Raw genomic sequence first — 25,705 nt, forward strand, 5'->3', positions numbered from 1 at the left:
GGAAAAAGCCATGGCGTCGGGTAAAATCTCACACTTGCTGTTTTTTTCTCACCCAATTACTTAACCGCGCACCTTTCGCACTGATCACATGCATATTCATATCCTCGGCATTTGCGGTACCTTCATGGGCGGCCTGGCCGTCCTGGCCAAGGAAGCCGGCCATAAAGTCACCGGTTGCGATGCCAACGTCTATCCGCCGATGAGCACCCAGCTGGAATCGCAGGGAATCGAACTGATCCAGGGTTTCGCCCCCGAACAAACCAGGCTGAACCCGGATTTGTATGTGATTGGCAATGTGGTTTCGCGCGGCAACCCGCTGGTGGAAGAAATCCTCAACCGCAGCCTGCCGTACGTGTCGGGCCCGCAGTGGATCGGCGAACATATATTACGCAACAAGTGGGTACTGGCCGTGGCCGGCACGCATGGCAAGACCACCACGTCGGCCATGCTGGCGTGGATACTCGAAGACGCGGGCTACGCGCCGGGCTTTTTGATCGGCGGCGTGCCGATGAACTTTGGCATTTCCGCCCGCCTCAGCGGCAAGATCGACGGCAAGAGCGCCGATTCGGACTTCTTCGTCATCGAAGCGGATGAATATGACACGGCCTTCTTCGACAAGCGCAGCAAATTCGTGCATTACCATGCGAAGACGGCCGTCATGAACAACCTGGAATATGACCACGCCGACATCTTCCCCGATCTGCACGCGATCGAGACGCAATTCCACCACCTGGTGCGCACCGTGCCCGGCATTGGCCGCCTCGTCTTCAACGGCGACGAAGCATCGTTGCAGCGCGTGCTGGCGCGCGGTTGCTGGAGCGAAAAGGAAAGTTTCGGCCAAGATGCCAACTGGCAACTGCAAGAGCAGGCCGATGGCAGCTTCGACGTGTTCTTCAATGGCCGGCAGGAAGGCCATGTGGCGTGGGCCCTGACGGGCAAGCATAACCGCAGCAATGCGCTGGCGGCCATCGCCGCCGCGCGCCACGTGGGCGTGCCCATCGCCCAGGCGTGCGCCTCGCTGGCCACCTTCGAGAGCGTCAAGCGCCGCATGGAAGTGCGCGGCGTGGTCAACAACATTACCGTGTATGACGATTTCGCTCATCATCCGACGGCGATTGCCACCACCGTGGGCGGCTTGCGGCAAAAAATCGGCAACAGCGGCCGCATCCTGGCCGTGCTGGAGCCGCGTTCGAACACCATGAAGCTGGGCGCCATGAAAGATGCGCTGCCAGGCAGCCTGAAGGATGCGGACCTGGTCTTCGGCTTCGGCAGCCAGCAAGCGCTGGGCTGGAGCCTGGGCGACGCCCTGGCGCCGCTGGGCAAGATCGCCAGCGCGTATGAAGACATCGACACCTTGGTGGCCGCCGTGGCGGCAAGCGCCCGTCCCGGCGACCAGATCGTCGTCATGAGCAATGGCGGCTTTGGCGGCGTGCACCAGAAACTGCTGGAGGCGCTGGGCCGATGATTCTGTACCTGCACGGATTCCGCTCGTCGCCGCTGTCGATGAAGTCGCGCCTGCTGGCCGCGCAGATGCAGGCGCTGGACCGCGCGGATGAATGGCTGTGCCCGCAATTGCCGGCCTCGCCGAAACTGGCCATCGAGCTGGCCTTGTCATTGGTTAACAATGCGGCGCCCGCTGACCTGACGATTATCGGCTCCTCGCTGGGCGGCTACTATGCCACCTGGCTGGCCGAACAGCTGGGCTGCCGCGCCGTGCTGCTCAATCCCGCGATCGTGCCCCTGATCGACCTGGAGCAACATGTAGGCGTGACGACCGAGTTTCATTCGGACAAGCCATTCGAGTTCAAGCGCGCATACATTGAGGAGCTGCGTGCGTTTGCTGTAGAGAAAATTACTGAGCCGCAACGTTATATGCTGATTGCCGCCACCGGCGATGAAGTGCTCGACTACCGCGACATGCTGGCGCATTATCCAGGGGCACGCCAGATCGTCATCGAGGGCAGCGATCACGGCATCAGCGAATTTGCCGATTACGTGGCGCCCGTACTGGCCTTTTGCGGCATCGACGCGGAAGCGGGCCGGTGAGGCCGGGTTCGCTGCGCCAGGCGCAATGGCATGCGCACGTGAATGCCGTCAATGCACCGCCCGCCCTGCGCCACTGGCTGACGGGCGGTGGTTCGCTGACGGCCAAGCTGAAGGCGCACAGCCAGGCATTCCGCGTGCAATGTTTGCATCAAGAAACAGCGCGTTGCCTCAGTGACGAGGCCAGCATCATTGGCCTGCACCGCGCGGGCCGGGTCTGGGAACGCGAGGTGCTGTTGCGCTGTGATCAGCAGCCGGCCGTGTTTGGCCACACGGTCGTGCCCATGCAGGCGACGGCCACCGACTGGCCCCTGTTTTCCGCGCTGGGCGAGCGCTCGCTGGGCACGACCCTGTTCGGCGACCGCATGGTGCGGCGTGGCCCGCTCGAATTTGCCCGGCTGCGCGCCGGCCATCCGCTGGTGCGGCGGGCGCAGGCGGCGCTGGCCCTCGACGGGGCGCGTGCGGATGACAAGTCGCTCTTTTTTGCCCGGCGCTGCCTGTACCAGCGTCACCAGGGATTGTTGCTGGTAACCGAAGTATTTCTGCCGGCGGTGTTTGAGTTGAGTCCCGTCACTCGCGCCGTTGCAACCGACACATTAATAAACAAAGCATAACAATGAATCTATTTTTTGAAGAATCCGGCGATTTCAAGGTCGGCACGGTCCTGTCGCAAGCGGGTGAGGCTTACCAGGTCGAAATGGCCAGCGGCAAGCGCACCAAGGTCAAGACCAAGGACGTGCTGCTGCAGTATGAAAAGCCGGCTCCGGCCGAACTGCTGGAGCAAGCCAAGGCCGTGGCCGCGGACATCGACCTCGATTTCCTGTGGGAAGTGGCGGGCGAAGACGAATTCGGCTTTGCCGAACTGGGCGCCGAATATTTCGGCCATGCCCCCCTGCCGCCGGAAGCGGCCGGCCTGATCCTGGCCCTGCATTCTGCGCCCGTGTATTTCTACAAGAAGGGCCGTGGCCGCTACAAGGCGGCGCCGGAAGCGTCGTTGAAAGCGGCGTTGGCCGGCATCGAAAAGAAAAAGCAGCAGGCGCTGGTGCAGGCCGCGTACGTGGAAGAACTGAAACAGAACCGCCTGCCTGCCGCAATGCAGCCCATGGTGCTGCAACTGCTGTTCAAGCCGGACAAGAACACGATCGAATACAAGGCGCTGGAAGCGGCGTGCACGGAATTGCACACGACGCCGGCGCGCCTGATGCTGGCCGTCGGTGGTATTGCTTCGCCGAAAGACCTGCACCTGTCGAAATTCCTCTTCGAGAATTTCCCGAAAGGTGCCGGCTTCCCGAACGTGCCCGTGCCGGCCGTGACGGCCAAGCTGCCGCTGGCCGACGTGGCCGCCTTCTCCATCGACGACGTGACCACCACCGAGATCGACGATGCCTTCTCCGTGCAGCCATTGCCGGACGGCACGATCAAGGTCGGCATCCACATCGCCGCGCCGGGCCTGGGCATCCGCCCGGAAGACGTGATCGACAAGATGGCGCGCCAGCGCATGTCCACCGTCTACATGCCAGGCGACAAGATCACCATGCTGCCCGATGAAGTCGTCAATGCCTTCACCCTGGCCGAAGGCACGACGTGCCCGGCCCTGTCGCTGTACGCCACCCTCGATCCGAAGGCGGACTGGGCTGTCGTCAGTACGCACACCGTCGCCGAGCTGGTGCCCATCGCCAGCAACTTGCGCCACAACCAGCTCGATGACCTGGTCAACGAGGAAACCCTGGCCAGCGGCGAGGGAGAATATCCCCACAAGGCCGACTTTGCCATCCTGTGGCAATGGGCGCAGCAGCTGGAGCAGGGCCGCATGAAGAAGCGCGAAGCGTTCGGCCTGAAGCCGGAGCAGAACAACCGCGTCGATTTCAACTTCTATGTGGAAAACGACATCGTCACTGTGGCGCGCCGTAAGCGTGGCGCGCCGCTGGACAAGATCGTCGCTGAACTGATGATCTTTGCCAATAGCACCTGGGGCAAGATGCTGCACGACCATGGCGTGCCGGGCATCTACCGCAGCCAGGGCGGCGGCACGGGCAATAGCTGGGCGGCAAAGATGCAGGTGCGCATGGTCACCCATGCGGCCCCGCACCAGGGCCTGGGCGTGGACCAGTACGCGTGGAGCACTTCGCCCTTGCGCCGGTATACCGATCTGGTAAACCAGTGGCAAATCATCGCCTGCGCCGAGCACGGCGTGACGGCACCGCTGGTGGCCCCGTTCAAGCCGCGCGACGCGAACCTGTTCGCCATCGTCTCGGCGTTTGACGCGGCGTATGCCGCATACGGCGATTTCCAGTCGAACATGGAACGCTACTGGTGCTTGCGCTGGCTGCACCAGGAAAACGCGCGCCAGGTCGACGCCGTCGTGCTGAAGGATGAAATCCTGCGCCTGGTCGACATTCCACTCGTCATCAAGCTGCCGGGCATGCCATCGGTGGCGCGCGGCGCCCAGGTCAAGCTGGATCTGCTGCGCTGGGACGAGGTGGACCTGAGCATCGAAGCGCGCCTGCTGGAAATCGCCGCCGTGCCGGATGCGGCGGCCGATGCCGAGCTGGACTACGAGGAAGAGACGGGTGACGACGTGGCGGAAGAGGGTGGCGTGGCGGCCGAGCCGTCGCCGGAAGCGGCCAACCAGGTCAGCGATGCCGATGCGGAAGTGGCGGAACTGGCCAGCGAAGACGTGGTCAGCGAGCCAGAGGTCAAGTAAGGCTTCCGCAAGGACAGCAGGCGGTGCCGAAAACTGTTGCCGGCACCGCCCTTTGACGTAGAATTCAGCCATCTTGTATCTTGTGCTTGTTGCGAACTGGGTTGCGCGTGAAGTCTTTCCGAGAGAATCGTTTCCTGATGATAGCCGTGGCGGTATCGCTGCTGGCGCACGGCGCCTTGCTGGCGACGCATTTTGTCGCCCCGGCGCCGCAGCGGGCCGTCGCCACCGATCCCGGCCTGGAAGTCATCCTGGTCAACGCCAAGCATGCCAGCAAACCGCTGAAGGCCGAGGCTCTGGCGCAAGCCAATCTGGACGGTGGCGGCCAGGCCGACAAGGGCCGCGCCAAGTCGCCCTTGCCCGACATGCGCAAGGTGGAAGAGGGCGAGAGCGTCAAGGCCAGCGCCCGCCGCATTGCCGAGTTGGAACAGAAGCAGCAGGAGCTGCTGACGCAGGCGGCCAAGCCCACGCCCTACAGCGCCGCGCCCGTCACGGAAAAAGACAAGCCCAACCCCATGGCCTCCGGCTCGGACTTGATGGAAAGCAGCAAAGCCATCGCCCGCATGGCGGCCGAGATCAGCCAGACGGTGGAAGACCAGAACAAGCGTCCCCGCAAGACCTTCATTACCCCCAGCACGCAGGAGGTCGGCTATGCCATGTATTACAAGACCCTGCAAAAGCGCATCGAGGAAATTGGCACCCTGAATTTCCCGCAAAAGAACGGCCGCAAGATGTATGGCGAGCTGGTCGTGTACATCCCCATCTTCCAGGATGGAACGATTTACCAGAAGGAAGGCGGCGCCCGCGTGGAGCGCAGTTCGGGCAACCCGGCTCTGGACGCGGCCGCCCTGGCCATCGTGCGCCGCGCTGCGCCATTCGGCCGTTTCCCGCCGAATATGTTGTCGAGCGATAAGGATGACCTGTGGGTGGTCATTACCCGCTTCAAATTTACCCGCGAAGAAAAAATGGAAGCTAACCTGACAGGCGGCAGCAATTGAGCAAAAACGAAATGAATCCTGATCAATATTGCGTCTTCGGCAATCCCATTGCCCACAGCAAGTCTCCCCTGATCCACGCCGCCTTTGCCCTGCAGACGGGCGAACCCGTCGTCTACGAACGCCGCTTGGCGCCGCTCGATGGCTTTGCGCTGGCCGCCCGCAGCTTTGCCGCCGAGGGCGGCAAGGGCGCCAACGTGACGGTGCCGTTCAAGCTGGACGCCTGCGCGCTGGCCACGCAGCTGACGCCGCGCGCGCGGGCGGCCGGCGCCGTGAATACCCTGCGTTTCGATGGCGATGTCATTCTTGGCGACAACACCGATGGCGCCGGCCTGGTGGCCGATATCGTGCGCAATGCGGGCGTGGCCATCGCCGGCAAGCGCGTCCTGCTGCTGGGCGCGGGCGGCGCCGCGCGCGGCGTGGTGCTGCCCTTGCTGGAACAGGGGCCGCAGGAAATTGTGATTGCCAACCGCACCGTGGCCACGGCCACCGCGCTGGTGGCGCAATTCGCCGATGCGCTAAGCCATCCCGGACAGCTGCGCGCCGGCGGTTTCGACCAGCCCGAAGGCCAGTTTGATATTGTCATCAACGCCACTTCGGCCAGCCTGGCGGGCGACCTGCCGCCCGTGCCCGTCGCCATCTTCGGCAGCCAGACCCTGGCGCTGGACATGATGTATGGCGCGCAGCCCACCGTGTTCATGGACTTTGCCGCGCAGCATGGCGCGCAAGTGCGCGACGGCCTGGGCATGCTGGTCGAGCAGGCGGCCGAAGCATTCTACGTGTGGCGCGGCGTGCGGCCGCGGACGCAGGACTTGCTGGCGCAGCTGCGCGGTGCCCTGTGAACGCCGCCAGGAAGGCCAGCCGCAAGGGCGGCAGCGGCAGCCGCTACGGCTGGATCAAGTGGCTGTTCATCGTTCCCGTGCTGGCATTCATCGCCGTGCAACTGTATTTCTTCCTGCAAATCTGGTGGTGGGTCGACCATAATCCATCCAGCACGGCCTTCATGCGCGAACAGCTGTCCGTCTTGCAGGAAAAAAATCCGAACGCCACCATCCAGCAGACGTGGGTGCCGTACAACCGCATCTCGAATAACCTGAAGCGCGCCATCATCGCCTCGGAAGACGCGAATTTTTCCGAGCACGAAGGCGTGGACTGGGATGCCTTGCAAAAGGCATATGAAAAAAACAGCAAGAAGCAGAAGGTCGTGGCGGGCGGCTCCACCATCACGCAGCAGCTGGCGAAGAATCTGTTCCTGTCCGGTTCGCGCAGCTACGTGCGCAAGGGCCAGGAGCTGATCATTACCTACATGCTGGAAAGCCTGATGGACAAGCAGCGCATTTTCGAGATTTACCTGAACGTGGTGGAGTTCGGCACGGGCATCTTCGGCGCCGAAGCGGCGGCGCGCCACTATTACCATGTCAGCGCAGCCAGCCTGAGCGCGGCGCAGGCGGCGAAGCTGGCCGTGATGCTGCCGAATCCCCGCTTTTACGACCGCCACCGCGACACGGGCTATCTGAACCGGCGCACAAGCGTCATCCTGCGGCGCATGGGTGCGGCCGAATTGCCTTGATGGTGGCCGGCTTTGTTTGCATTACATTAAAACTGTCGAATCGGCATTATTGCGACGCAGCATCGTAATGGTGCATTGCTGCACATTTTCCGTGAAAAAGCATGGTGGAGGGGTGGTCGTGAAAAGGCCTTTGCGGGTACACTTGCGCTGTTTTCATTTTTGGCGCCAGCGCCAGCACATCACGATAACCTAACATCCGGCTGAGAGCGCGCATGATCAATGTCTTTGTATTACAGAATGGCCGGCTCAACCAGGTGCCGATCGACAGCCGCGCAGACCTCGAAAATGCCGAACCGGTGTGGGTCGACCTGACCGACCCCACCGATGACGAACGGGCCTGGGTCAAGGCCATCTACAACGTCACCCTGCCGGGCGAAGACGAAGTCAAGGATATTGAAGCGTCGGCCCGCTATTACGAAGCGGAAAACGGCGACTTGCACCTGCGCACGGATTTCCTGCGCGAAGAGGACGATGGCCCATCGCGCGTCATCACCGTGGCGTTCATTCTTGCCCGCAAGATTTTGTTTTCCATGCATACGGACGACCTGCCCGTGTTCCGCCTGGTGCGCATGCGCGCTCGCTCGCGGCCCGGCTCGATTGCCGACTACATGGACGTGCTGCTCGACCTGTACGCCACCGATGCGGAATATTCGGCCGACGTGCTCGAAGGCATCTACCAGAACCTGGAAGAAGTCAGCACGCGCGTGCTGCAAAAGGAATTTACCGATGCGCACGCGGCCGAAGCGCTGAACGCGATTGCCCACGAGGAAGATCTGAATGGCCGTATCCGCCGCAACATGATGGATACGCGCCGCGCCGTGAGTTTTCTGATGCGCGGCCGGCTATTGAATTCCGAGCAGTTCGAGGAGGCGCGGCAGATTTTGCGCGACATCGAATCGCTCGATGGCCACACGTCCTTCCTGTTCGACAAGATCAACTTCCTGATGGATGCCACCGTCGGTTTCATCAACATCAACCAGAACAAGATCATCAAGATCTTCTCGGTGGCCAGCGTGGCCTTCCTGCCGCCGACCCTGATCGCCAGCGTGTACGGCATGAACTTCAAGCTGATGCCGGAGCTGGAATGGTCGTTCGGCTATCCGTGGGCCTGGGGCCTGATGATCACCAGCGCCATCGCGCCCTTCCTGTACTTCCGCCACCGGGGCTGGCTGAAGTAAATGCCAGAAACTGGGGCGCGCCCGCGCTCCAGTGCCGTCAGCGGGGCCGTCCCGCATGCGCTGGCGAACGCAGCAATTTCAAAAATCGGCGATAATCACTGGTATTGCGTGGTATTGAAGTGGTATTGCGCTGTTTCCGCTTCCTTCCCGCTGCCGTGTGCCGCCTGCTTTGCAAAAAAGTATCGCTCCCGGCCTGCTTTTGGCGTGGCCAAGCCCGCCTGTTCCACCTATGCTTGTTGCGGCGCCGGCCATTGCCGGCCGGCTGCCGCATTTCCCGTCACCGTTGTCTTCTGGAGAATCCATGCCTGATACCGCCACCACCCCACCGCGCTTTACCCACTTGATCAGCGACTGCGACGGGGTGCTCATCGACAGCGAGGCCGTGGCCCTGCAGGCGCTGCTGGAATTGCTGGGCCCGCGCCTGCCGAACCTGCCCGAAGGCGTCACCCTGCAAGGCTTGATCGAGCCGCGCCTGGGCCAGCGCCTGGTGCCGCTGATGCAGGATATCTACAAGGAACTGGGCCTGCCGCAATTGCCGGCCGATGACATCATGGCCATCGGCAATGCCGTCGACGCGGCCTGCGACGCGCAGTTGCGCGCCGTGCCCGGCGTGGCGCAGGCGCTGGCCGCGATTCCCCTGCCCAAGGCCGTGGCCTCGAACAGCGTCAGCGCGCGCGTACTGTCGGCGCTGGAACGCACGGGCATGGCGCCCCTGTTCGAGAACCGCGTGTTCACGCCGGACCTGGTGGGCCATGCCAAGCCGCATCCGGGCGTGTATCTGGCGGCGGCGGCCGCCTTCGGCGTGCCGCCAGGCCAGTGCCTGGTGCTGGAAGACAGCGTCACGGGCGTGACGGCGGCCGTGGCGGCAGGTACGACGGTATTGGGATTCATCGGCGGCGGACATATCGCGCCGGGCCAGGAAGATAGGCTGAAAGCGGCCGGCGCGCACGTCGTGTTCAACGACATGGGCAAGCTGCCGGCGCTGGTGGCGAAACTGCTGCAAGACGCCACAGTGTAGCGGCAGCTGGCAGTACCGCCGCGCGCCGGCCGCAAGGCGCGGCCGCGCAGCAGGTCTTGTCAGGGCGCTGTCTTACGCCAGCTTGGCGAACACCTTGCGCGCGGCGGCGATGGTGGCGTCGATGACGGCATCGTCGTGCTGCGCCGAGACGAAGCCCGCCTCGAAGGCGGCCGGCGCGAAGTACACACCTTCGTCGAGCATGGCGTGGAAGAAGGCGTTGAACTTGCTGCGGTCGCCCGCCATCATTTCCGCATAGCTGGTCGGCGGCGTGGCGCTGAAATAAATGCCGAACATGCCGCCGATGTAGTCGGCGCAGAAGACCACGCCCGCTTCCTGCGCGGCGGCCGTCAGGCCTTCGGCCAGGCGCCGGGCTGTGGCGCCCAGCTGCTCGTAGAAGCCCGGCTGCTGGATCAGTTTCAAGGTGGCCATGCCGGCCGCCACGGCGACGGGGTTGCCCGACAGGGTGCCGGCCTGGTAGACGGCGCCCAGCGGCGCCATGTGGTGCATCAGCGCCGCGCTGCCGCCGAAGGCCGCCACCGGCATGCCGCCACCGATTACCTTGCCCAGCGCGGTGAGATCCGGCGTGATGCCGTACAGCGCCTGCGCGCCGCCCAGGGCCACGCGCAAGCCGCACATGACTTCATCGAAAATGAGCAGGGCGCCATGCTGCGTGCACAGCTCGCGCATCGCTTGCAGGAATTCCGGCGTGGCCTTGACCAGGTTCATGTTGCCGGCCACCGGTTCGACGATGACGCAGGCGATCTCCGCGCCGAAGCTGTCGAAGGCGTCCTTCAGCTGTTCCACGTTGTTATAGTCGAGCACCAGGGTGTGCTTGACGAAGTCTTCCGGCACGCCGGCCGACGTCGGGTTGCCGAAGGTGAGCAGGCCGCTGCCCGCTTTCACCAGCAGCGAATCGGCGTGGCCGTGGTAGCAGCCTTCGAACTTGACGATCTTGTCGCGTCCCGTGGCGCCGCGCGCCAGGCGCAGGGCGCTCATGGTCGCTTCCGTGCCCGACGACACCAGGCGCACCTGCTCGATCGACGGCACCAGGCGCGTGATTTCCTCGGCCATCAGCACTTCGCCTTCGGTCGGCGCGCCGAACGACAGGCCCAGCGCGGCCGCGTCCTGCACTGCCTTCACCACTTCCGGGTGGGCGTGGCCGACGATGGCCGGCCCCCAGGAGCCGATATAGTCGATATAGCGCTTGCCGTCCGCGTCCCAGAAGTAAGGGCCTTCGGCGCGCGTGATGAAGCGCGGCGTGCCGCCCACCGAGCGGAAGGCGCGCACGGGCGAATTGACGCCGCCTGGCGTGGTTTTTTGCGCGCGGGTAAACAGGATGTCGTTCTGTGAAGTCGTCGTCATGATAATCGTGCCTTGAAAGTGGTTCGTTGTCTGTGTCGTCTGTGCTTTATTGGGCGCCGGGCTGGCGCTGCAGCTGGAACAGCCGGTTCGGCACCAGCTTGCCCATGCCGTGGCGCTGCGCGTGCGCCAGCGCGCCGGTGGTAAATTCCTGCGCCGCCACGACGGCCTGCGGCACGTCGTCTTCATTCTCCGCCAGGGCCAGCAGGGCGGTGGCGGCTGCCGACAGGGTGCTGCCGGCGCCGTTGAAGATGCCGGGCAGGTGGCGCCATTCGTCCTGGCGCACCACGCCGTCTTCGCCGAACAGGGTATTGGTGCGCAGCTTGCCTTCGGCCGTGCCGGCCTTGCTGGCGTCTGCCGGCATGCCGGTGACGAGCACGTATTCGCAGCCCAGCGCCACCAGGTAGTCGACATCGTTTTGCAGGGTGTCGTCCGGGTCGGCGTCGCGCCAGGTCTCGGCCAGGCGCTCCAGCTCCACCGGCGAGAGCACCAGCAAGGTCGTTTGCGGGATCAGCAGCTGGCGCACGGCGGTGAGGATGTCCTCGTCGTCCATGCCCTGTTCCGGCAGCGCCGAAATGAAGGGATCGAGGATCAGCGGCACGTTCGGATAGTCGGAGACGATTTCGGCGATGGCCGTGACGTTTTCCACGCTGCCCAGCGCGCCGATCTTGATGGCGGCCACCGACATGTCCTCTAGCAGCACGCGCGCCTGGTCCGAGACCCAGTCCGGGTCGACGGCCTGCACGTCTTCCACGCGCGCCGTATCGCTGATCAGCAGGCCCGTGGTGACCGACAGGCCATGGCAGCCGAAGGCTGAAAACGTGGCCAGATCGGCCTGGATGCCGATCGCGCCGACGGGATCGGACACGCCGAAGCTTAATATGAGGGGAGAAGTTTGGTTTTGCACGGCGGGTAGATTAAGATACCTAATTCAGCATTTTACTTGATTGAAGGGTGGCAGAACGTGAGTAGCAACGAAACAACGCAGCAATTCCAAACGTGGATGTGTCTTATTTGCGGCTGGGTTTATGATGAAGAGGCTGGCCTGCCCGATGAAGACATCGCTCCCGGCACGCGTTGGGCCGATGTGCCGATGAACTGGACTTGCCCTGAATGCGGCGCGCGCAAGGATGATTTCGAAATGGTGGCCATTTAATCAAGCATGACGCACAAGCATGCCGCTGCCGCCCGTGGCAGGGCAGCCGCCTGTGCTATGGTATGAAAGATTGCCGAATAATCAAATGACGAATCCTTTAGCGCCCCAGGCGGCGTCCGGCGGCGTGACGATCCTGGTCATCGACGACAGCGCCACCGTGCGCAGCGCGGCCGGCAAGGTGCTGAGCGAAGCGGGCTATCGCGTGGTGGTGGCGGAAAACGGCTTCGATGCGCTGGCCAAGATCGGCGATTGCCGGCCGGCCCTGATCGTGTGCGATATCCTGATGCCGCGCCTTGATGGCTACCGCACGTGCGCACTGATCAAGGCCAGTGCGGCGTTTCACGCCACGCCGGTGCTGATGCTGTCGTCGAAGGAGGGGCTGTTTGACCGCGCGCGCGGCGCCATGGCGGGCGCCAGCGCCTGTCTGGCCAAGCCGCTGGCGCCCGAGGCGCTGCTGGCCGCCGTGCGGCAGCACCTGGCCGGCCATTTTTAGTATGATTCATCGAGCATGACTCAATTACCGCAGCAAGGAAGTAAAACACAGATGGCCATACACACAATTCTGATCGTCGATGACTCGCCGACAGAGCGCTACTACCTGAGCGAGATGCTGGTGCGTGCCGGTTACGCCGTGCTGACGGCGCAAGACGGCGCCGACGCGCTGGCGCAGCTGAAGCAGGCCAGGCCCGACCTGATCCTGATGGATGTGGTGATGCCCGGTGCGAATGGCTTCCAGATCACGCGCGCGATCGCCCGCGATCCGGAACTGCAGGACGTGCCGGTGATTATCTGCTCTAGCAAGAGCCAGGAAACGGACCGCATCTGGGGCTTGCGCCAGGGCGCGCGCGATTACCTGGTCAAGCCGGTGGTCGAAGCCGACCTGCTGGCGAAGATCGCGGCGCTGTCCTGACGCATGCGCACGATGCCTGGCAATGGCGTGCCTGCTCCGGCCTTGCTGGCCATGCCACCGCACGAGACGGGCGCGCGGCAGGGCCGCTTGCGCCAGTACCAGCTGCAATTGCTCGAACGGGTGCAGGCCGCGCGCAGCGGCGCGCTGGCGGCGCGCAAGGAGCTGGGCGTGCTGCTCGGCGGCCGGCATTGCCTGCTCGACCTGACGCAGCTCGGTGAAATCGTCATTCCCGCAGGCGTGCAAATCCAGGCCGTGCCGCTGGCGCAGGACTGGTACCTGGGCCTGGCCGCCATGCGCGGACGCCTGACCGCCATCATCGACCTGGCCCGCTACATGGGCGAACCGGCCTGCGCGGCCGGCGGCGACAGCCGCATCATCACCTTTTCTCCCCGCCTGGGCGTGAATTGCGCGCTGCTGGTCGAGCGCGTGCTGGGCTTGCGCCAGCAGCGCGGCATGCTGTCGGTGCCGCCGCAGCATGCCGCGTCAGCGGGCGCGCTGCCATGGGCAGCGCAGACCTTGCGCGACGGCGAAGGGCAGCACTGGCTGCGCCTGGACCTGGCGCAGCTGGTGCAGGCGGAACGCTTCCTCGATGCCGGCTTTGCCGGCGCGCCCAGCGGCAAGGGCGAAGACTGATGGGCGCCCATTCCCCTATCCTGGCATCCGGCATGGCCGAGGCGGAACACGCGCCGGGCGAACCGGCGCTGCCGGCCGACCTGCCGCTGCGCCTGCGCGACGCGCTGGGGCGGCGCAAGTCGCTGGCCAGCGCGCCGGCCAGCGACTTGAAGCTGCCGCTGATCGGCCATTTGCCGTTGCAAAAACAATTGAGCATCCTGTCGACGGTGATGGCCCTGAGTCTGGCCGCCAGCCTGCTGTTTGTCGGCATCAACACGCGCAGCGGCAATATCGCCTCGGCGCAGACGCAGTTGGCCAGCGACGCGCTGATGCACTCGCAGCGCATCGGCAAGGCCGCGCCGAACGCCGTGCAGGGCAATCCGGAAGCGTTCCGCCAGCTCGAGGAAAGCCGCAATGAGCTGAACCAGGATTTCCGCCTGATGCTGCGCGGCGGCACCTATCATGGGCGCGACATCGGCGAATCGCGTGCCAGCCTGCTGGCGGCCGTGGCCGACGCGCGCAAGAAGTGGGCCAGCAGCGACCGCGCGGCCAGCACCATCCTGCGCCTGAAACCGGAACTGGGCGAATTCGACAAGACCTTGCAGCAATTGAACGCGCTGTCGCCCGCGCTGCTGGCGCAGACCGAGGAAATCGCGGCCCTGAAGGTGCAGCGCGGCGGCAATGCGCGCGACCTGGCCGTCATCGGCCGGCTGATGATGCTGAGCCAGCGCATGAGCCGCAGCGCCAGCGAATTCCTCTCGTCGGGCAGCATCAGTTCGGAGACGGCGTTTTCGCTGGGGCGCGACACGACGTATTTCCGCGCCGCCGTCGAAGGCCTGCTCAATGGCAGCGTCTCGCTGCAGCTGGCGCCCACGCGCGACGCCGAGCTGCGCGACCGCCTGGTGGCGCTGAAGGCCAGCTTCGACAATTACCAGAAGCTGGTGTCGTCCATCCTCGACCGCCTGGACAAATTCAGTTCGGCGAAGAGCGCCGAGCAGCTGATCTTCAACGAGAATGAAGACCTGCGCCAGCGCCTGACCCTGCTGCAGCAGATGTACCACGCGAACCAGGAAACCCTGGGCATCGCCTTCTGGCTGATGGTGGCCGGCGTGCTGCTGACCCTGATCGCGGCGGCCGGCATCGGCAGGGTGCTGCTGCAGGATTCCGTCAACCGCACGCGCGAGGCCGAGCGCCGCCGCCATGAGGCGGAAATCCAGCGCCTGCTGTCGCAGGAAAAGGAAGAGCAGGCCAAGGCCAAGAATGACCAGAACCAGGCGGCCATCCTGCGCCTGATGAATGAATTGCAGAAGGTGGCCGACGGCGACCTGACGGTGCAGGCCACCGTTTCGGAAGACATCACGGGCGCCATCGCCGATTCCGTCAACTACACGGTGGAGGAATTGCGCGGCCTGGTGGGCAGGGTCACGGCCACGGCGGAACAGGTGAACCGCGCCTCGACGCAGGCGCAAAGCATTTCCAGCAAACTGCTGATCGCCTCGCAGCAGCAGTCGCGCGAAATCCTCGATGCCAGCGCCACCGTGGTGAAGATGGCCAATGCGATCACCGACGTGTCGAAATCGGCCAGCGTCTCGGCCGACGTGGCGCGCCAGTCGGTGGCGGCCGCGCTGCAAGGCTCGACGGCGGTGGAAAATGCCATCAAGGGCATGCATGAAATCCGCGAACAGATCCAGGATACCTCCAAGCGCATCAAGCGCCTGGGCGAATCGTCGCAGGAAATCGGCGAGATCACCGAGCTCATTTCCGACATCACGGAACAGACCAACGTGCTGGCGCTGAACGCCGCCATCCAGGCCGCATCGGCCGGCGAGGCGGGACGCGGCTTTTCCGTCGTGGCCGAGGAAGTGCAGCGCCTGGCCGAACGCTCGGCCGCCGCCGCCAAGCAGATCGGCGCGCTGGTGCGCACCATCCAGGCCGACACCCAGGATGCCACCAGGGCGATGGAAAAATCCACGCAGGGGGTGGTCGAGGGCGCGCGCCTGTCCGACGCGGCCGGCGCGGCGCTGAACGACATCAGCCAGGTGTCGAAACACCTGGCCGAACTGATTCAGGGCATCTCGTTCGCCACCGGCACGCAGGCCGGTTCCGCCAGCGGCGTGGCCCTGAACATCCAGCATATCCTGAGCGTGACGGAACAGACCCAGGATGGCACGCAGCAGACGGCGCAGTCGATCCATAAGCTGTCGATGCTGGCGCAGGAATTGAAAAACTCGGTGTCGCGCTTCCGCGTCGCCGCCTGAACGCCGCGCCAGTGCAGGGCGCGGCGCGTTGTGCGTACCGATTTTGCGCTACGATTTCTTTACCGAGGCATGCATGAGCACACCAGATAGTCCGCAGCAGTCCAAGCCGTTCGACAGCGAACCCCTGTCGTGGGTGATGGTGGAAATCCGCGAAGCGCTGGGCCGTTCGAAAACGGCGCTGTTCGAAGCGGGTGGCCGCGAGCGCGAGGAACGCGCCACGGCCCTGCAGCATGCGCGCTCGCACCTGCACCAGGCGCATGGCGCGCTGGTGATGGTCGACGTGGCCGGCGCCAGCCTGCTGACGTCGGGCGCGGAACAGGCGCTGGCGCGCTTTCGTGACGGCAGCCTGGAATACACGGTGGATCACGCGCAGGTGGTGGCCGAGCTGTACCAGGCCCTGGTGGAATACCTGGAAGACCTGGTGGCCGGCACGCCGCCGCAGCCAACTCGATTGTTCCCGTATTACCGCGCCCTGCAAACCATGCTGGGCGCGGAACGCATCCATCCGGCGGACCTGTTTTTTCCGCCATCGTCCCTGCTGGAAGGCCATGCCATCGCGCTGGCCGAAGCGCCGCCCGCCGCCGATTATCCGGCCTGGCGCGGGCGCTTTGAAAAGTCCTTGCTGCCGTTCCTGAAGGCGCAGGATGACGCCACGCGGCGCCAGCATGCGGGTGCCCTGCACGACACCCTGACCCTGGTGGCCGACGCGCAGCAGGATGCGCCGGCGCGCACCTTCTGGTTCGCCATGCAGGCGTTTGCCGAGCTGGCGGCCAGCGGCGAGGGCATGGGCACCTTATATGTGAAGCAGCTGTTTGGCCTGATCAACCTGCAGTTGCGCCGCCTGGCGCAGGGCACGGCCAGCCTGCCCGAGGCGATGCTGCGCGACGCCCTGTTCTTTATCGCGGCAGCCGCCGAAGCGACGCCGGCGGCGCAGCAGCTGCGCGCCGCTTTCGCCCTCGATGGCCTGGTGCCGGCCGACGTGGAGACGCGGCGCTACGGCCAGGTCGACCAGGATGCCTTGCAGGGCGCGCGCGCGGCCCTGGCGCGGGCGCGCGCCGGCTGGAGCCGCCTGGCGCAGGCCGATCTCGATCCCGCCTTGAGCGCGGATTTCGGCCAGGCGCTGGAGGATGTGGCGGCGCATGCGGAGGCCCTGAAGCTGCCGGCCCTGGCCGGCCTGTTGCGCCAGTGCGCCGCCGTGGCGCGGCAAGCCGTGGCCAGCGGGCGCAGTGCGGCGCTGGAACAGGAAATCGGCACGGCGCTGCTGTTCGCCGAGACGGGCCTGGAGCAGGTGCGCCGCCTGCCCGATGACTTCGCCGGCAACGCGGAAACCATCGCCGCGCGCCTGCAGGCGCTGCTGGCCGGCGAGGCGCCGCCGCCAGCCGCCGCTGGAGAACTGTCGCGCCAGATCGAACAGGGACAGACCGTCGCCGCGCTGGCCGACGACATGAAGACGGGCCTGCGGCAGGTGGAAAGACTGCTCAACGATTACTATGCGGGTGGCGCGCGCCAGGCGTCGCTCGAGGGCGTGGCGCCCCTGCTGCGGCAATTGCAGCAGCAACTGGCCAGCCTGGAACAGGACGCCGCCGGCGCCGCCGTGGCGCAGGTCGATGCGGCCGTGCTGCAGCTGCCCGCCATCGGTGGCCAGGCCGAACAAGCCGAGGCGCTCGACGAGATCGCGCAAAACGTCAGCGCGCTGGGCTTCTTTGTCGACATGCTGGGCCGCAATGCGCAAGCGGCCAAGGGGCGTTTCCATTTTGACGCCGCCACCGGCGCCTTCCGCGCGCTGCCGTTTGAAAAAGTCGCCGCCGCCGGTGCCGTGCCCGTGCCCCTGCTCGACCAGGCGCTGGCGCCCGCCGCGCCATCCGCGGCTGATGCCGCGCCGGCAGCGGCAGACGTCGATGCGGAAATGCTCGACATCTTCATCGCCGAAGCGCGCGAGGTGCTGGCCTTTGTCGACACCACCCTGGCCTTGCCGCGCGAGCAGGCCGCCAGCAGCGAACACCTGGCCATGCTGCGCCGCTCCTTCCACACCTTGAAAGGCAGCAGCCGGATGATCGGCCTGGGACAGTTTGCCGAAGCAGCCGGCGCCATCGAGCGCGTCATGAATACCTGGCTGGCCGAGGCGCGCCCCGCCAGCGACGATTTGTTTACGCTCCTCAATTACGGCTGGTACCAGCTCAGCGAATGGGTGGCCGAGCTGGAAGGCGGCGCGGGGCGCGAGCGCGCGGCGGGCATGCTGCTGGCGGCGGCCGAGCGCGTGCGCGAAGGCGGGCCGTTCGAGCTGCGCAAGCCGCGCCCGGCGGCGCCCGTCGCCAGCAGCGGCAATGTGATCGGTTTTCCGTCCGCCACGGCGCCTGCCGCGCACGAGGCGCCCGACGACAATCTGAAGCACGTGGGCGAGCTGCGCGTCAGCCTGCCCTTGTACAACATCTACCTGGCCGAAACGGATGAATTGCTGCGCGTGCTGACGCGCGACTTCGGCGAGTGGCGCCATGAACAGCGCGCCGTCAGCGGCGAGGCGCTGCAAGCCGTGCATACCCTGGCGGGAACCTCCGGTACGGTGGGCTTCCAGTCCCTGCGCGACCTGGCGCATGCGCTGGAAACGACGATAGAAACGGTGGTGCCGCCGCTGGCCGGCTTGCGCGATGCGCAGCACGACGTGCTGGAACAGGCCACGCAGCGCATCGGACAGATGCTGCAGGCATTCGCGCTGGGCGACCTGGCGCCGGCGCAGCCGGACATGATCGAAGCGCTCAACACCCTGTGGCGCGCCTTGACGGCGCCGCCCGGGGAAAGCAGGGAAGAGCAGCTCGACGCCCTGTTTGCCGCCACCTACGCCAGCATCGTCGGCACGCCGGCGCAATCTGCGCAATCTGCGCAAGCGCCGGGCGACGAATCGGCCGACGCGTCAGCAAGCGAGCTGGCAGAGGTGCCCGCGCCGCAGCTCGACACCCTGTTCGCGGCGACATACGCGAGCATCGTTGCCGACGCGCTGCAGCAGGATGGCCCCGCCGCTGCCGAACCTTCGGTGCCGGCCCATGGCGCCGGCGACGACCTGTTCGACGCCGGCTTCGAGCATGCGCCGCCACTGGAGCATGCGCTGCCGGAAGCGCTGGTGCCGGCCATCATGCCGGCCGATGCGGCCGCGCTGCTGGCGGCCAGCGCCGGCATCAGCGATGAACTCGACCTCGACCTGTTGTCCGTCTTCCTGGAAGAGGGCGCCGACCTGCTGCCGCAGATCGGCGAGGCGCTGCGCAGCTGGCAGCAGCAGCCGCACGACAGCGGCCAGGCGCAGATGCTGCTGCGCACCCTGCACACGGTGAAGGGCAGCGCGCGCATGGCCGGCGCCATGCGCCTGGGCCAGCATGCGCATGAGATCGAGACGCATATCGAAAACATGCTGCACGCGGGCACCGCCACGCCGCAAGCCTTCGAGGAATTGCTGGCCCATTACGACCATGCGCTGCACCTGTTCGAGCAGCTGCAGCAGCCCCTGCTGCCGTTGCCGGGCATGGAAGACACGCCCGCCGCCGAGCCGAAGGCGGCCCTGGTGCGCGTGCGCGCCGATATCCTCGACCGCCTGGTGAACCAGGCCGGCGAAGTGTCGATCACGCGCTCGAAAATGGAAAACGAGGTGGGCGTGCTGGGTGCCTCGCTGGCCGAGTTTTCCGACAATCTGCAGCGCCTGCGGCGCCAGTTGCGCGAAGTGGAGATGCAGGCCGAATCGCAGATCGCCTCGCGCATGGCCGTCGGTAGCGAGCGCGATTTCGATCCGCTCGAGTTCGACCGTTTTACGCGCCTGCAGGAACTCACGCGCATGATGGCCGAGAGCGTCAATGACGTGGCTTCCTTCCATGAAAACCTCAGCCACAGCGTCGATGCGGTGACGGACGACCTGGTGCTGCAGGCGCGCCTGACGCGCGAGTTGCAGCGCGACCTGATGCAGATCCGCATGGTGCCCTTTGCCAGCATCGCCGAACGCCTGTTCCGCGTGGCGCGGCAAAGCGCCAAGGAAGTCGACAAGCGCGTCAACCTCGACATCCGCGGCGGTGGCGTGGAAATCGACCGCAGCGTGCTCGAACGCATGGCAGCGCCGTTCGAGCACTTGCTGCGCAACGCCATCGTGCATGGCATCGAGCCGCGCGACGCGCGCCTGGCAGCGGGCAAGAGCGAGACGGGCGAACTGCTGGTGCAGGTCAGCCAGCAGGGCAACGAGGTGGCGATCGCCTTTTCCGACGATGGCGCGGGACTGGACCTGGAACGCATCCGCGCCAAGGCGCTCAGCGCCGGCCTGGTGGCGCCGGATGCGCAGCTGAGCGATGCGCAGGCGGCCGAGCTGATTTTCGCGGCAGGCTTTTCCACCGCCGACAGCCTGACGGAACTGGCGGGGCGGGGCGTGGGCATGGATATCGTGCGCTCCGAGGCGCTGGCCCTGGGCGGCAGGATCGAGACGGCCACGCAGGCCGGATTGGGCATGCGCTTCACCATCCACCTGCCGCTGACCCTGGCCGTCACGCAAGTGGTGCTGCTGGCGGCGAACGGCAAGACGTATGCCCTGCCTTCCGTGCTGGTGGAGCAGGTGCTGCACCTGAAGGGCGAGCAGCTGGAGCAGGTGCAGGCGGCTGGCTGCATCGAGTCACACGGCCAGGCGCTGGCGCTGCATCACCTGTCGGCCATGCTGGGCGAGACGCCGGAGACGCAGGCCGTGCAGCGCCATGCGCCCGTGCTGCTGCTACGCAATGGCAACGACAGGCTGGCGCTGCAGGTCGATGACGTGCTGGGCAACCGCGAAGTGGTGGTCAAGCACGTGGGGCCGCAGCTGGCGCGCATGCCGGGCATCGCCGGCGCCACGGTGCTGGGTACGGGCGACATCGTGCTGATCCTGAACCCGGTGGCGCTGGCGCAGCACCTGGAACACCACCCGGAACTGCTGTCGCAGTACGCGGTGGCGTCGGCCGGGCAGCGCGCCGCCTCCAGCGTGCTGGCCGCGCCGCGCGCCTGCGTGATGGTGGTCGACGATTCGCTGACGGTGCGCCGCGTGATGCAACGCCTGTTCGAGCGCGAAGGCTACCTTGTGCTGCTGGCCAAGGATGGCGTCGATGCGCTGGAACAGCTGCACGCGCTGGACGCGCCGGCCATGCCGGCCCTGCTGCTGGTGGACGTGGAAATGCCGCGCATGGACGGTTTTGACTTGACGCGCAATGTGCGCAGCGACGACAAGACGCGCGCCATCCCCGTCATCATGATCACTTCGCGCAGCGCCGACAAGCACCGCACGCACGCCTTGGAACTGGGCGTGAATGCGTATTTCGGCAAGCCGTTCCAGGAGGAGGAATTGCTGGCGGAAGTGGCGCGCTTGCTGGGCGGCGGGGTGTAGCAGGACGGCTTGGGTCAGACGTCGGCCGAGGTAGCGAGGGCAGGTCGGGCAGGTCGGCTTAGCGCAAAGCGCGTAACGCGCCGCCGGCTGCCGGATTACGCCACCACTTTGACCACGGCATAACGCTCCAGTGTTTCCTTGCGCGCCTCGTCGTGCTGCACCAGCGGTTCGGGATAGTCGCGTCCCAGCACGATGTTTTTCTGTTCGAGCAGCATGCGCGGCACCAGCCAGGGCGCGTGGATTTCCTTGTCGCCCAGCGCCTTCAGCTGCGGCAGGTAGCGGCGGATGAAACGACCGCCTGCATCGAATTTTTCCGACTGCGTGATGGGGTTGAAGATGCGGAAATAGGGCTGGGCGTCGCAGCCGGACGACGACGCCCATTGCCAGCCGCCGTTGTTCGACGCCAGGTCGAAGTCGTTCAGGTGCAGCGCGAAGTACGCTTCGCCACGGCGCCAGTCGATGCCCAGATCCTTGATCAAGAAGCAGGCCGTGACCATGCGCAGGCGGTTGTGCATGTAGCCCGTCTGGTTCAGCTGGGCCATGGCGGCGTCGACCAGCGGATAGCCGGTGCGGCCCTCGCACCAGGCGGCAAAGGCGGCGTCGGCCTCGGGGCCCGTTTCCCAGGCGATGGCGTCGTAGGCCGGCTTGAAGGCGCCGCCTTCCACATGCGGGTTCTGGTACAAAATCATGGCATAGAAGTCGCGCCAGATCAGTTCCGCCAGCCACACGGGCGCGCCATCGCCGCCGCCGCCCCGGTCCATCAGGTCGACGATGGTGCGCACCAGGTAGCGCAGCGAGACGGTGCCGAAGCGCAGGTGCATGGAGAGATAGGACGGCCCCTTCAGCGCGGGAAAGTCGCGCGCCACGTCGTAGCGGGCCGCGCGCGGCAGGAAATCCTCGAACAGGGCGCTGGCGCCCGACATCCCGGTCGGAATCGCCAGCTCGGCCAGGTTGCTCGCTTCGAAACCCAGTTCGCCCAGCGCGGGCAGCGGCGCCGGCGTGCCGCCGCGCGGCGGCGCCAGGCTGGCCGCATGCGGTTCCACGTCGAACGGCGCCAGGCAGGCAGGTTCGGCGCGCATTTTCTTCAGCCACGCATTCTTGTACGGCGTGTAGACGGTGTAGGGTTTCTGCGACAGGGTGAGTACCTCGTCTTTTTCAAAGATCACCTGGTCCTTGAAGCTGAACCACAGGCGCGCGTCGCGCGTCAGCGCGGCGGCCACGCAGGCATCGCGGGCGATGGCTTGCGGTTCATAGTCGTGGTTGGCGAAGACGGCATCGGCGTTCAATTCGGCCGCCAGGCGCGGGATGGCCTCGGCCGCCACGGCGTGCAGCACGATCAGGTCGCCGCCCAGCGCGCGCAGTTCGGCCGCCAGTTCCGCCACGCTGGCATGGATGAAATCGACGCGCCGGTCGCGGCGCGGCAGCGCATCCAGGATGGCCGTGTCGTACACAAACACGCAGTGCACGGCCTGGCTCTGGCGCAGGGCGTGGTGCAGTGCAGCATGGTCAAAGGCGCGCAGGTCGCGGCGGAACCATACGAGGGAAGTCTTGAAGGTCATTGCGTGTTCCGGGTCAAAGATAAGCGTTTTTTTGCCGTCTGGGGGAGGATATGGCCGCGCGCATCGTGCCTTTGGCGTCGCTGTGGCGGCAATTCAGTGTAAACTAGCAGGTATGTTTGTAATGCTTTATGTGCGACAGCGATTTTGCAATCAATTTTACAATTGATCTGAAAAAATAGCCGTTATCGAGATGGTATTTGATATTTTGCAAGACGCAAGATGTGCATTGAGCAGCGAATGTATCAATAAATTTATAATATAACAAGAATGACGTCTGGCATTACAACGGACCGCCGCCCAGCATTCGCGGCGGATTGCGCCAGGCGTACGACAGCGGGGTAAGCGAGACTTGCCAGCAAGCCCACAGAGAGAGCATCGCGTATGAAGAAGAGTAAAATCGACCAGACTCTACCAGGACATCGATTGATGCAGGGTGTCGGCGAGCCGGCCGCCACCGGTTCTTCCACCCTGAATCTGGCTAACCATTTCCTGATTGCGATGCCGGCGATGCAAGACCCGATCTTCGGCGGCACGGTCGTGTACGTATGCGAACACAATGAAAACGGCGTGCTGGGCGTCGTCATCAACAAGCCTACCGACATGACGATGGAAGTGTTGTTCGACCGCATCGACCTGAAACTGGCGGCCGGCAGCGACGCGCCCATCATCAACGAACCGATCATGTTCGGCGGCCCGGTGCAGGACGACCGCGGCTTCGTGCTGCACACGCCGGGCGCGCGCTATTCGTCGTCGCTGACGGTGACGGACGAAATCGCGTTTACCACCTCGATCGACGTGCTGGAAGCCGTCGCCAAGGGCGATGGCCCCGAGCGCATGCTGGTCTCGATCGGCTACTCGGGCTGGAGTCCGGGCCAGCTGGAAGACGAGATCGGCCGCAACGGCTGGCTGACGGTGGGCGCCTCGGCCGACATCCTGTTTGACTTCCCCATCGAGCAGCGCTATGTGGCGGCCATCAAACTGCTGGGCATCGACCCCTTGATGCTGGCGAGCGAGGCTGGCCACGCATGAGCGGTGACGCCATCGACACCATCCTCGCCTTCGATTTCGGCCTGAAACGCATTGGCGTGGCCATCGGCAATACCATGATTTGCCAGGCCAAGCCGCTCAGCGTGATCACGGCCACGGCGAATGAGCCGAAGTTCGCCGCCATCGATAGCCTGATCAGGGAGTGGGGCGCCAGCCGCATCGTGGTGGGCTTGCCCAGCCACCCCGATGGCACGGAGCACGAGATGAGCGCGCGTTGCCGGCGTTTCGCCAACCAGGTGCACGGCCGCTTCAACCTGCCGGTGGAACTGGTCGACGAGCGCTATTCATCGGCCGTCATCGCCGCCAAGCGCGGTGAAGTCATCGACGACCGCGCCGCCGCCGTCATCCTGCAGCAGTACTTCGACGCGAATTATTAATCCGACCTTTTGACGCCATTCCTGAATGATCAAGAACCCTATGCCGCACCCTACGAATCCTTCCCAACTCGACGCCGAGGCCCTGTATGCGGACTTGCTGCAGCAGGTGCAGAGCGGCCTGGCGGGCATCTCCAACGTGGCCATCGTCGGCATCCATTCGGGCGGTGCCTGGCTGGCCGAACGCCTGGCGCGCGACCTGAACCTGCTCGACCGCCTGGGCGTGCTCGATGTCTCCTTCTACCGCGACGACTTCGCGCAAAAAGGCCTGCATGCGGACGTCAAGCCGACGCAAATCAGCTTTGACGTTGCCGGCGCCACCATCCTGCTGGTCGACGACGTGCTGTACACGGGCCGCACCACGCGCGCGGCCATCAATGAACTGTTCGACTATGGCCGCCCGGCGAAGATCATGCTGGCCGCCCTGGTCGACCGCGGCGAGCGCCAGCTGCCGGTGGCCGCCGATTTCGTGGCCGCCTTCACTGCCGTGCCACCTGGCCAGGCCCTGGTCCTGAAGCAAGCCGACGACGGAAAATTCACGCTCACCATAGATACCCACCATGCTTAATCCGCAACTGAATAAACACGGCGAACTGCAACATCTGCTGACGATCGAAGGCTTGCCGAAGTCTATCGTCAATCACATCCTCGACACCGCGTCCTCGTTCGTCGGCATCTCCGACCGCGACGTGAAAAAAGTGCCGCTGATGCGCGGCAAAAGCGTTTTCAACCTGTTCTTTGAAAACTCCACGCGCACCCGCACCACCTTCGAGATCGCCTCGAAGCGCCTGTCGGCCGACGTCATCAACCTGAACATCCAGGCGTCATCGGCCAGCAAGGGCGAGTCCCTGCTCGACACCATCGACAACCTGTCGGCCATGCATGCCGACATGTTCGTCGTGCGCCACGCGCAGTCGGGCGCGCCCTACCTGATCGCCAAGCACCTGATCGACACGAAGCAGCCGCATGTCCACGTGGTCAACGCGGGCGACGGACGCCATGCGCACCCGACCCAGGGCTTGCTCGACATGTACACGATCCGCCACTACAAGAAGGATTTCACGAACCTGACGGTGGCCATCGTGGGCGACATCCTGCACAGCCGCGTGGCCCGTTCCGACATCCATGCGCTGACGACCCTGGGCGTGCCGGAAGTGCGCGCCATCGGCCCGCATACCCTGCTGCCGGGCGGCCTGGAGCAGATGGGCGTGCGCACTTTCACCAACATGGATGAAGGCTTGAAGGGCGTCGACGTGATCATCATGCTGCGCCTGCAAAACGAGCGCATGAGCGGCGCGCTGCTGCCGTCGGCGCAGGAGTACTTCAAGAGCTATGGCCTGACGCCGGAGCGCCTGGCGCTGGCCAAGCCGGACGCCATCGTCATGCATCCGGGCCCGATGAACCGCGGCGTGGAGATCGATTCGGCCGTGGCCGACGGTCCGCAGGCGGTGATCCTGCCGCAGGTAACGTTCGGTATCGCCGTCCGCATGGCGGTGATGAGTATTTTGGCTGGTAATCAGGGCTGATAGCCCAAGGACGAGTAAGCAA

Annotated in this window: 23 protein-coding genes; 19 read left to right on the top strand and 4 right to left on the bottom strand. The window is 65.1% G+C overall.

The features are described 5' to 3' along the window. Positions 1 to 124: 124 nt before the first annotated feature. The 7 genes from mpl to mtgA all read left to right on the top strand — a co-directional run bounded on the left by mpl (position 125) and on the right by mtgA (position 7,309). Complete coding sequence (gene mpl, locus ACZ92H_RS09895) at positions 125 to 1,465, top strand: UDP-N-acetylmuramate:L-alanyl-gamma-D-glutamyl-meso-diaminopimelate ligase (protein WP_465049247.1); 1,341 nt, start codon at positions 125 to 127, stop codon at positions 1,463 to 1,465. After that, positions 1,462 to 2,046: a YqiA/YcfP family alpha/beta fold hydrolase gene (locus tag ACZ92H_RS09900; RefSeq protein WP_465049186.1), complete on the top strand. Its 585-nt coding sequence runs from the start codon at positions 1,462 to 1,464 to the stop codon at positions 2,044 to 2,046. The genes mpl and ACZ92H_RS09900 overlap by 4 nt, the downstream gene beginning before the upstream one ends. Next, entirely contained in the window at positions 2,043 to 2,657 is a 615-nt protein-coding gene (locus tag ACZ92H_RS09905) for a chorismate--pyruvate lyase family protein (protein ID WP_131373631.1), read from the top strand. The genes ACZ92H_RS09900 and ACZ92H_RS09905 overlap by 4 nt, the downstream gene beginning before the upstream one ends. Before the next feature lie 2 nt (positions 2,658 to 2,659). Next, positions 2,660 to 4,747: a ribonuclease catalytic domain-containing protein gene (locus ACZ92H_RS09910; protein ID WP_465049188.1), complete on the top strand. Its 2,088-nt coding sequence runs from the start codon at positions 2,660 to 2,662 to the stop codon at positions 4,745 to 4,747. Positions 4,748 to 4,884: 137 nt separating this feature from the next. Next, positions 4,885 to 5,742 (top strand): energy transducer TonB family protein, encoded by an 858-nt coding sequence (locus tag ACZ92H_RS09915; RefSeq protein WP_131373728.1) that lies wholly within the window; start codon positions 4,885 to 4,887, stop codon positions 5,740 to 5,742. Between the two features lie 11 nt (positions 5,743 to 5,753). Beyond that, the gene (gene aroE / locus ACZ92H_RS09920; protein ID WP_465049189.1) at positions 5,754 to 6,581 is read left to right on the top strand and encodes a shikimate dehydrogenase; all 828 of its coding nucleotides are present in this window, start codon (positions 5,754 to 5,756) and stop codon (positions 6,579 to 6,581) included. Further along, complete coding sequence (mtgA, locus tag ACZ92H_RS09925) at positions 6,578 to 7,309, top strand: monofunctional biosynthetic peptidoglycan transglycosylase (RefSeq protein WP_465049190.1); 732 nt, start codon at positions 6,578 to 6,580, stop codon at positions 7,307 to 7,309. The genes aroE and mtgA overlap by 4 nt, the downstream gene beginning before the upstream one ends. A gap of 46 nt (positions 7,310 to 7,355) precedes the next feature. On the opposite strand, the gene ACZ92H_RS09930 is transcribed toward mtgA, so the two are convergent. Then, entirely contained in the window at positions 7,356 to 7,523 is a 168-nt protein-coding gene (locus ACZ92H_RS09930) for a hypothetical protein (protein WP_465049191.1), read from the bottom strand. Between ACZ92H_RS09930 and corA the strand changes: the two genes are divergently transcribed. Next, positions 7,522 to 8,487 (top strand): magnesium/cobalt transporter CorA, encoded by a 966-nt coding sequence (gene corA / locus ACZ92H_RS09935; protein WP_034746658.1) that lies wholly within the window; start codon positions 7,522 to 7,524, stop codon positions 8,485 to 8,487. The two genes, ACZ92H_RS09930 and corA, sit on opposite strands and share 2 nt — an antisense overlap. A gap of 301 nt (positions 8,488 to 8,788) precedes the next feature. Continuing rightward, positions 8,789 to 9,505 (top strand): HAD family hydrolase, encoded by a 717-nt coding sequence (locus ACZ92H_RS09940; RefSeq protein ID WP_465049192.1) that lies wholly within the window; start codon positions 8,789 to 8,791, stop codon positions 9,503 to 9,505. Between the two features lie 72 nt (positions 9,506 to 9,577). Here ACZ92H_RS09940 and hemL read toward each other — a convergent pair whose 3' ends face one another. Together hemL and thiD are read right to left on the bottom strand one after the other, a co-directional pair. After that, positions 9,578 to 10,867: a glutamate-1-semialdehyde 2,1-aminomutase gene (hemL, locus tag ACZ92H_RS09945; RefSeq protein ID WP_131373636.1), complete on the bottom strand. Its 1,290-nt coding sequence runs from the start codon at positions 10,865 to 10,867 to the stop codon at positions 9,578 to 9,580. 46 nt (positions 10,868 to 10,913) lie between these two features. Beyond that, positions 10,914 to 11,771 carry a bifunctional hydroxymethylpyrimidine kinase/phosphomethylpyrimidine kinase gene (thiD, locus tag ACZ92H_RS09950; protein ID WP_465049193.1) on the bottom strand — a complete coding sequence of 286 codons (858 nt, stop codon included), beginning with the start codon at positions 11,769 to 11,771 and terminating at the stop codon, positions 10,914 to 10,916. A gap of 96 nt (positions 11,772 to 11,867) precedes the next feature. On the opposite strand from thiD, the gene ACZ92H_RS09955 reads away from it, so the two are divergent. The 6 genes from ACZ92H_RS09955 (at position 11,868) to ACZ92H_RS09980 (ending at position 21,177) form a co-directional block, all read left to right on the top strand. After that, positions 11,868 to 12,020 (top strand): rubredoxin, encoded by a 153-nt coding sequence (locus ACZ92H_RS09955; protein WP_131373729.1) that lies wholly within the window; start codon positions 11,868 to 11,870, stop codon positions 12,018 to 12,020. An 85-nt stretch (positions 12,021 to 12,105) separates the two neighbouring features. After that, positions 12,106 to 12,513, top strand: coding sequence for a response regulator (locus ACZ92H_RS09960; protein ID WP_131373638.1), 408 nt, complete (start codon positions 12,106 to 12,108; stop codon positions 12,511 to 12,513). Positions 12,514 to 12,564: 51 nt separating this feature from the next. Continuing rightward, positions 12,565 to 12,930, top strand: coding sequence for a response regulator (locus ACZ92H_RS09965; RefSeq protein ID WP_086143773.1), 366 nt, complete (start codon positions 12,565 to 12,567; stop codon positions 12,928 to 12,930). Positions 12,931 to 12,933: 3 nt separating this feature from the next. Continuing rightward, positions 12,934 to 13,563, top strand: coding sequence for a chemotaxis protein CheW (locus ACZ92H_RS09970; RefSeq protein ID WP_465049194.1), 630 nt, complete (start codon positions 12,934 to 12,936; stop codon positions 13,561 to 13,563). Next, entirely contained in the window at positions 13,563 to 15,800 is a 2,238-nt protein-coding gene (locus ACZ92H_RS09975; protein WP_465049195.1) for a methyl-accepting chemotaxis protein, read from the top strand. The genes ACZ92H_RS09970 and ACZ92H_RS09975 overlap by 1 nt, the downstream gene beginning before the upstream one ends. A 73-nt stretch (positions 15,801 to 15,873) precedes the next feature. After that, complete coding sequence (locus tag ACZ92H_RS09980; RefSeq protein ID WP_465049196.1) at positions 15,874 to 21,177, top strand: hybrid sensor histidine kinase/response regulator; 5,304 nt, start codon at positions 15,874 to 15,876, stop codon at positions 21,175 to 21,177. Between the two features lie 95 nt (positions 21,178 to 21,272). Here the strand turns inward: ACZ92H_RS09980 and ACZ92H_RS09985 are convergent, their stop codons facing one another. Then, a complete protein-coding gene (locus ACZ92H_RS09985; protein WP_465049197.1) occupies positions 21,273 to 22,736 on the bottom strand; it encodes a cryptochrome/photolyase family protein in 1,464 nt (487 codons plus the stop codon). Positions 22,737 to 23,162: 426 nt separating this feature from the next. Here ACZ92H_RS09985 and ACZ92H_RS09990 point away from each other — a divergent pair, with 426 nt between their 5' ends. Genes ACZ92H_RS09990 through ACZ92H_RS10005 form a run of 4 tightly spaced genes read left to right on the top strand, consistent with a single transcriptional unit; the run spans position 23,163 to position 25,683 of the window. Further along, on the top strand, positions 23,163 to 23,765 hold the full coding sequence (locus ACZ92H_RS09990) for a YqgE/AlgH family protein (RefSeq protein ID WP_131373731.1): 603 nt from the start codon (positions 23,163 to 23,165) through the stop codon (positions 23,763 to 23,765). After that, positions 23,762 to 24,160: a Holliday junction resolvase RuvX gene (gene ruvX / locus ACZ92H_RS09995; RefSeq protein ID WP_465049198.1), complete on the top strand. Its 399-nt coding sequence runs from the start codon at positions 23,762 to 23,764 to the stop codon at positions 24,158 to 24,160. Before ACZ92H_RS09990 ends, ruvX begins: the two co-directional genes overlap by 4 nt. A 40-nt stretch (positions 24,161 to 24,200) precedes the next feature. Further along, positions 24,201 to 24,725: a bifunctional pyr operon transcriptional regulator/uracil phosphoribosyltransferase PyrR gene (gene pyrR / locus ACZ92H_RS10000; protein WP_131373642.1), complete on the top strand. Its 525-nt coding sequence runs from the start codon at positions 24,201 to 24,203 to the stop codon at positions 24,723 to 24,725. After that, positions 24,718 to 25,683: an aspartate carbamoyltransferase catalytic subunit gene (locus ACZ92H_RS10005; RefSeq protein ID WP_034746695.1), complete on the top strand. Its 966-nt coding sequence runs from the start codon at positions 24,718 to 24,720 to the stop codon at positions 25,681 to 25,683. Before pyrR ends, ACZ92H_RS10005 begins: the two co-directional genes overlap by 8 nt. Positions 25,684 to 25,705: the final 22 nt, after the last annotated feature.

The organism is Janthinobacterium foliorum (assembly GCF_978021625.1).

Excerpts from the sequence above, each read along its gene's own strand:
- ACZ92H_RS09930 (WP_465049191.1), bottom strand. The coding sequence starts at position 7,523 with ATGCGCGCTCTCAGCCGGATGTTAGGTTATCGTGATGTGCTGGCGCTG.
- hemL (WP_131373636.1), bottom strand. The coding sequence starts at position 10,867 with ATGACGACGACTTCACAGAACGACATCCTGTTTACCCGCGCGCAAAAA.
- ACZ92H_RS09915 (WP_131373728.1), top strand. The coding sequence starts at position 4,885 with ATGATAGCCGTGGCGGTATCGCTGCTGGCGCACGGCGCCTTGCTGGCG.
- ACZ92H_RS09940 (WP_465049192.1), top strand. The coding sequence starts at position 8,789 with ATGCCTGATACCGCCACCACCCCACCGCGCTTTACCCACTTGATCAGC.
- ACZ92H_RS10005 (WP_034746695.1), top strand. The coding sequence starts at position 24,718 with ATGCTTAATCCGCAACTGAATAAACACGGCGAACTGCAACATCTGCTG.
- aroE (WP_465049189.1), top strand. The coding sequence starts at position 5,754 with ATGAATCCTGATCAATATTGCGTCTTCGGCAATCCCATTGCCCACAGC.
- ACZ92H_RS09900 (WP_465049186.1), top strand. The coding sequence starts at position 1,462 with ATGATTCTGTACCTGCACGGATTCCGCTCGTCGCCGCTGTCGATGAAG.
- ACZ92H_RS09970 (WP_465049194.1), top strand. The coding sequence starts at position 12,934 with ATGCGCACGATGCCTGGCAATGGCGTGCCTGCTCCGGCCTTGCTGGCC.
- ACZ92H_RS09960 (WP_131373638.1), top strand. The coding sequence starts at position 12,106 with ATGACGAATCCTTTAGCGCCCCAGGCGGCGTCCGGCGGCGTGACGATC.
- ACZ92H_RS09985 (WP_465049197.1), bottom strand. The coding sequence starts at position 22,736 with ATGACCTTCAAGACTTCCCTCGTATGGTTCCGCCGCGACCTGCGCGCC.
- pyrR (WP_131373642.1), top strand. The coding sequence starts at position 24,201 with ATGCCGCACCCTACGAATCCTTCCCAACTCGACGCCGAGGCCCTGTAT.
- ACZ92H_RS09975 (WP_465049195.1), top strand. The coding sequence starts at position 13,563 with ATGGGCGCCCATTCCCCTATCCTGGCATCCGGCATGGCCGAGGCGGAA.
- ruvX (WP_465049198.1), top strand. The coding sequence starts at position 23,762 with ATGAGCGGTGACGCCATCGACACCATCCTCGCCTTCGATTTCGGCCTG.
- ACZ92H_RS09955 (WP_131373729.1), top strand. The coding sequence starts at position 11,868 with ATGTGTCTTATTTGCGGCTGGGTTTATGATGAAGAGGCTGGCCTGCCC.
- corA (WP_034746658.1), top strand. The coding sequence starts at position 7,522 with ATGATCAATGTCTTTGTATTACAGAATGGCCGGCTCAACCAGGTGCCG.
- ACZ92H_RS09980 (WP_465049196.1), top strand. The coding sequence starts at position 15,874 with ATGAGCACACCAGATAGTCCGCAGCAGTCCAAGCCGTTCGACAGCGAA.
- ACZ92H_RS09990 (WP_131373731.1), top strand. The coding sequence starts at position 23,163 with ATGCAGGGTGTCGGCGAGCCGGCCGCCACCGGTTCTTCCACCCTGAAT.
- ACZ92H_RS09965 (WP_086143773.1), top strand. The coding sequence starts at position 12,565 with ATGGCCATACACACAATTCTGATCGTCGATGACTCGCCGACAGAGCGC.
- mpl (WP_465049247.1), top strand. The coding sequence starts at position 125 with ATGGGCGGCCTGGCCGTCCTGGCCAAGGAAGCCGGCCATAAAGTCACC.
- ACZ92H_RS09910 (WP_465049188.1), top strand. The coding sequence starts at position 2,660 with ATGAATCTATTTTTTGAAGAATCCGGCGATTTCAAGGTCGGCACGGTC.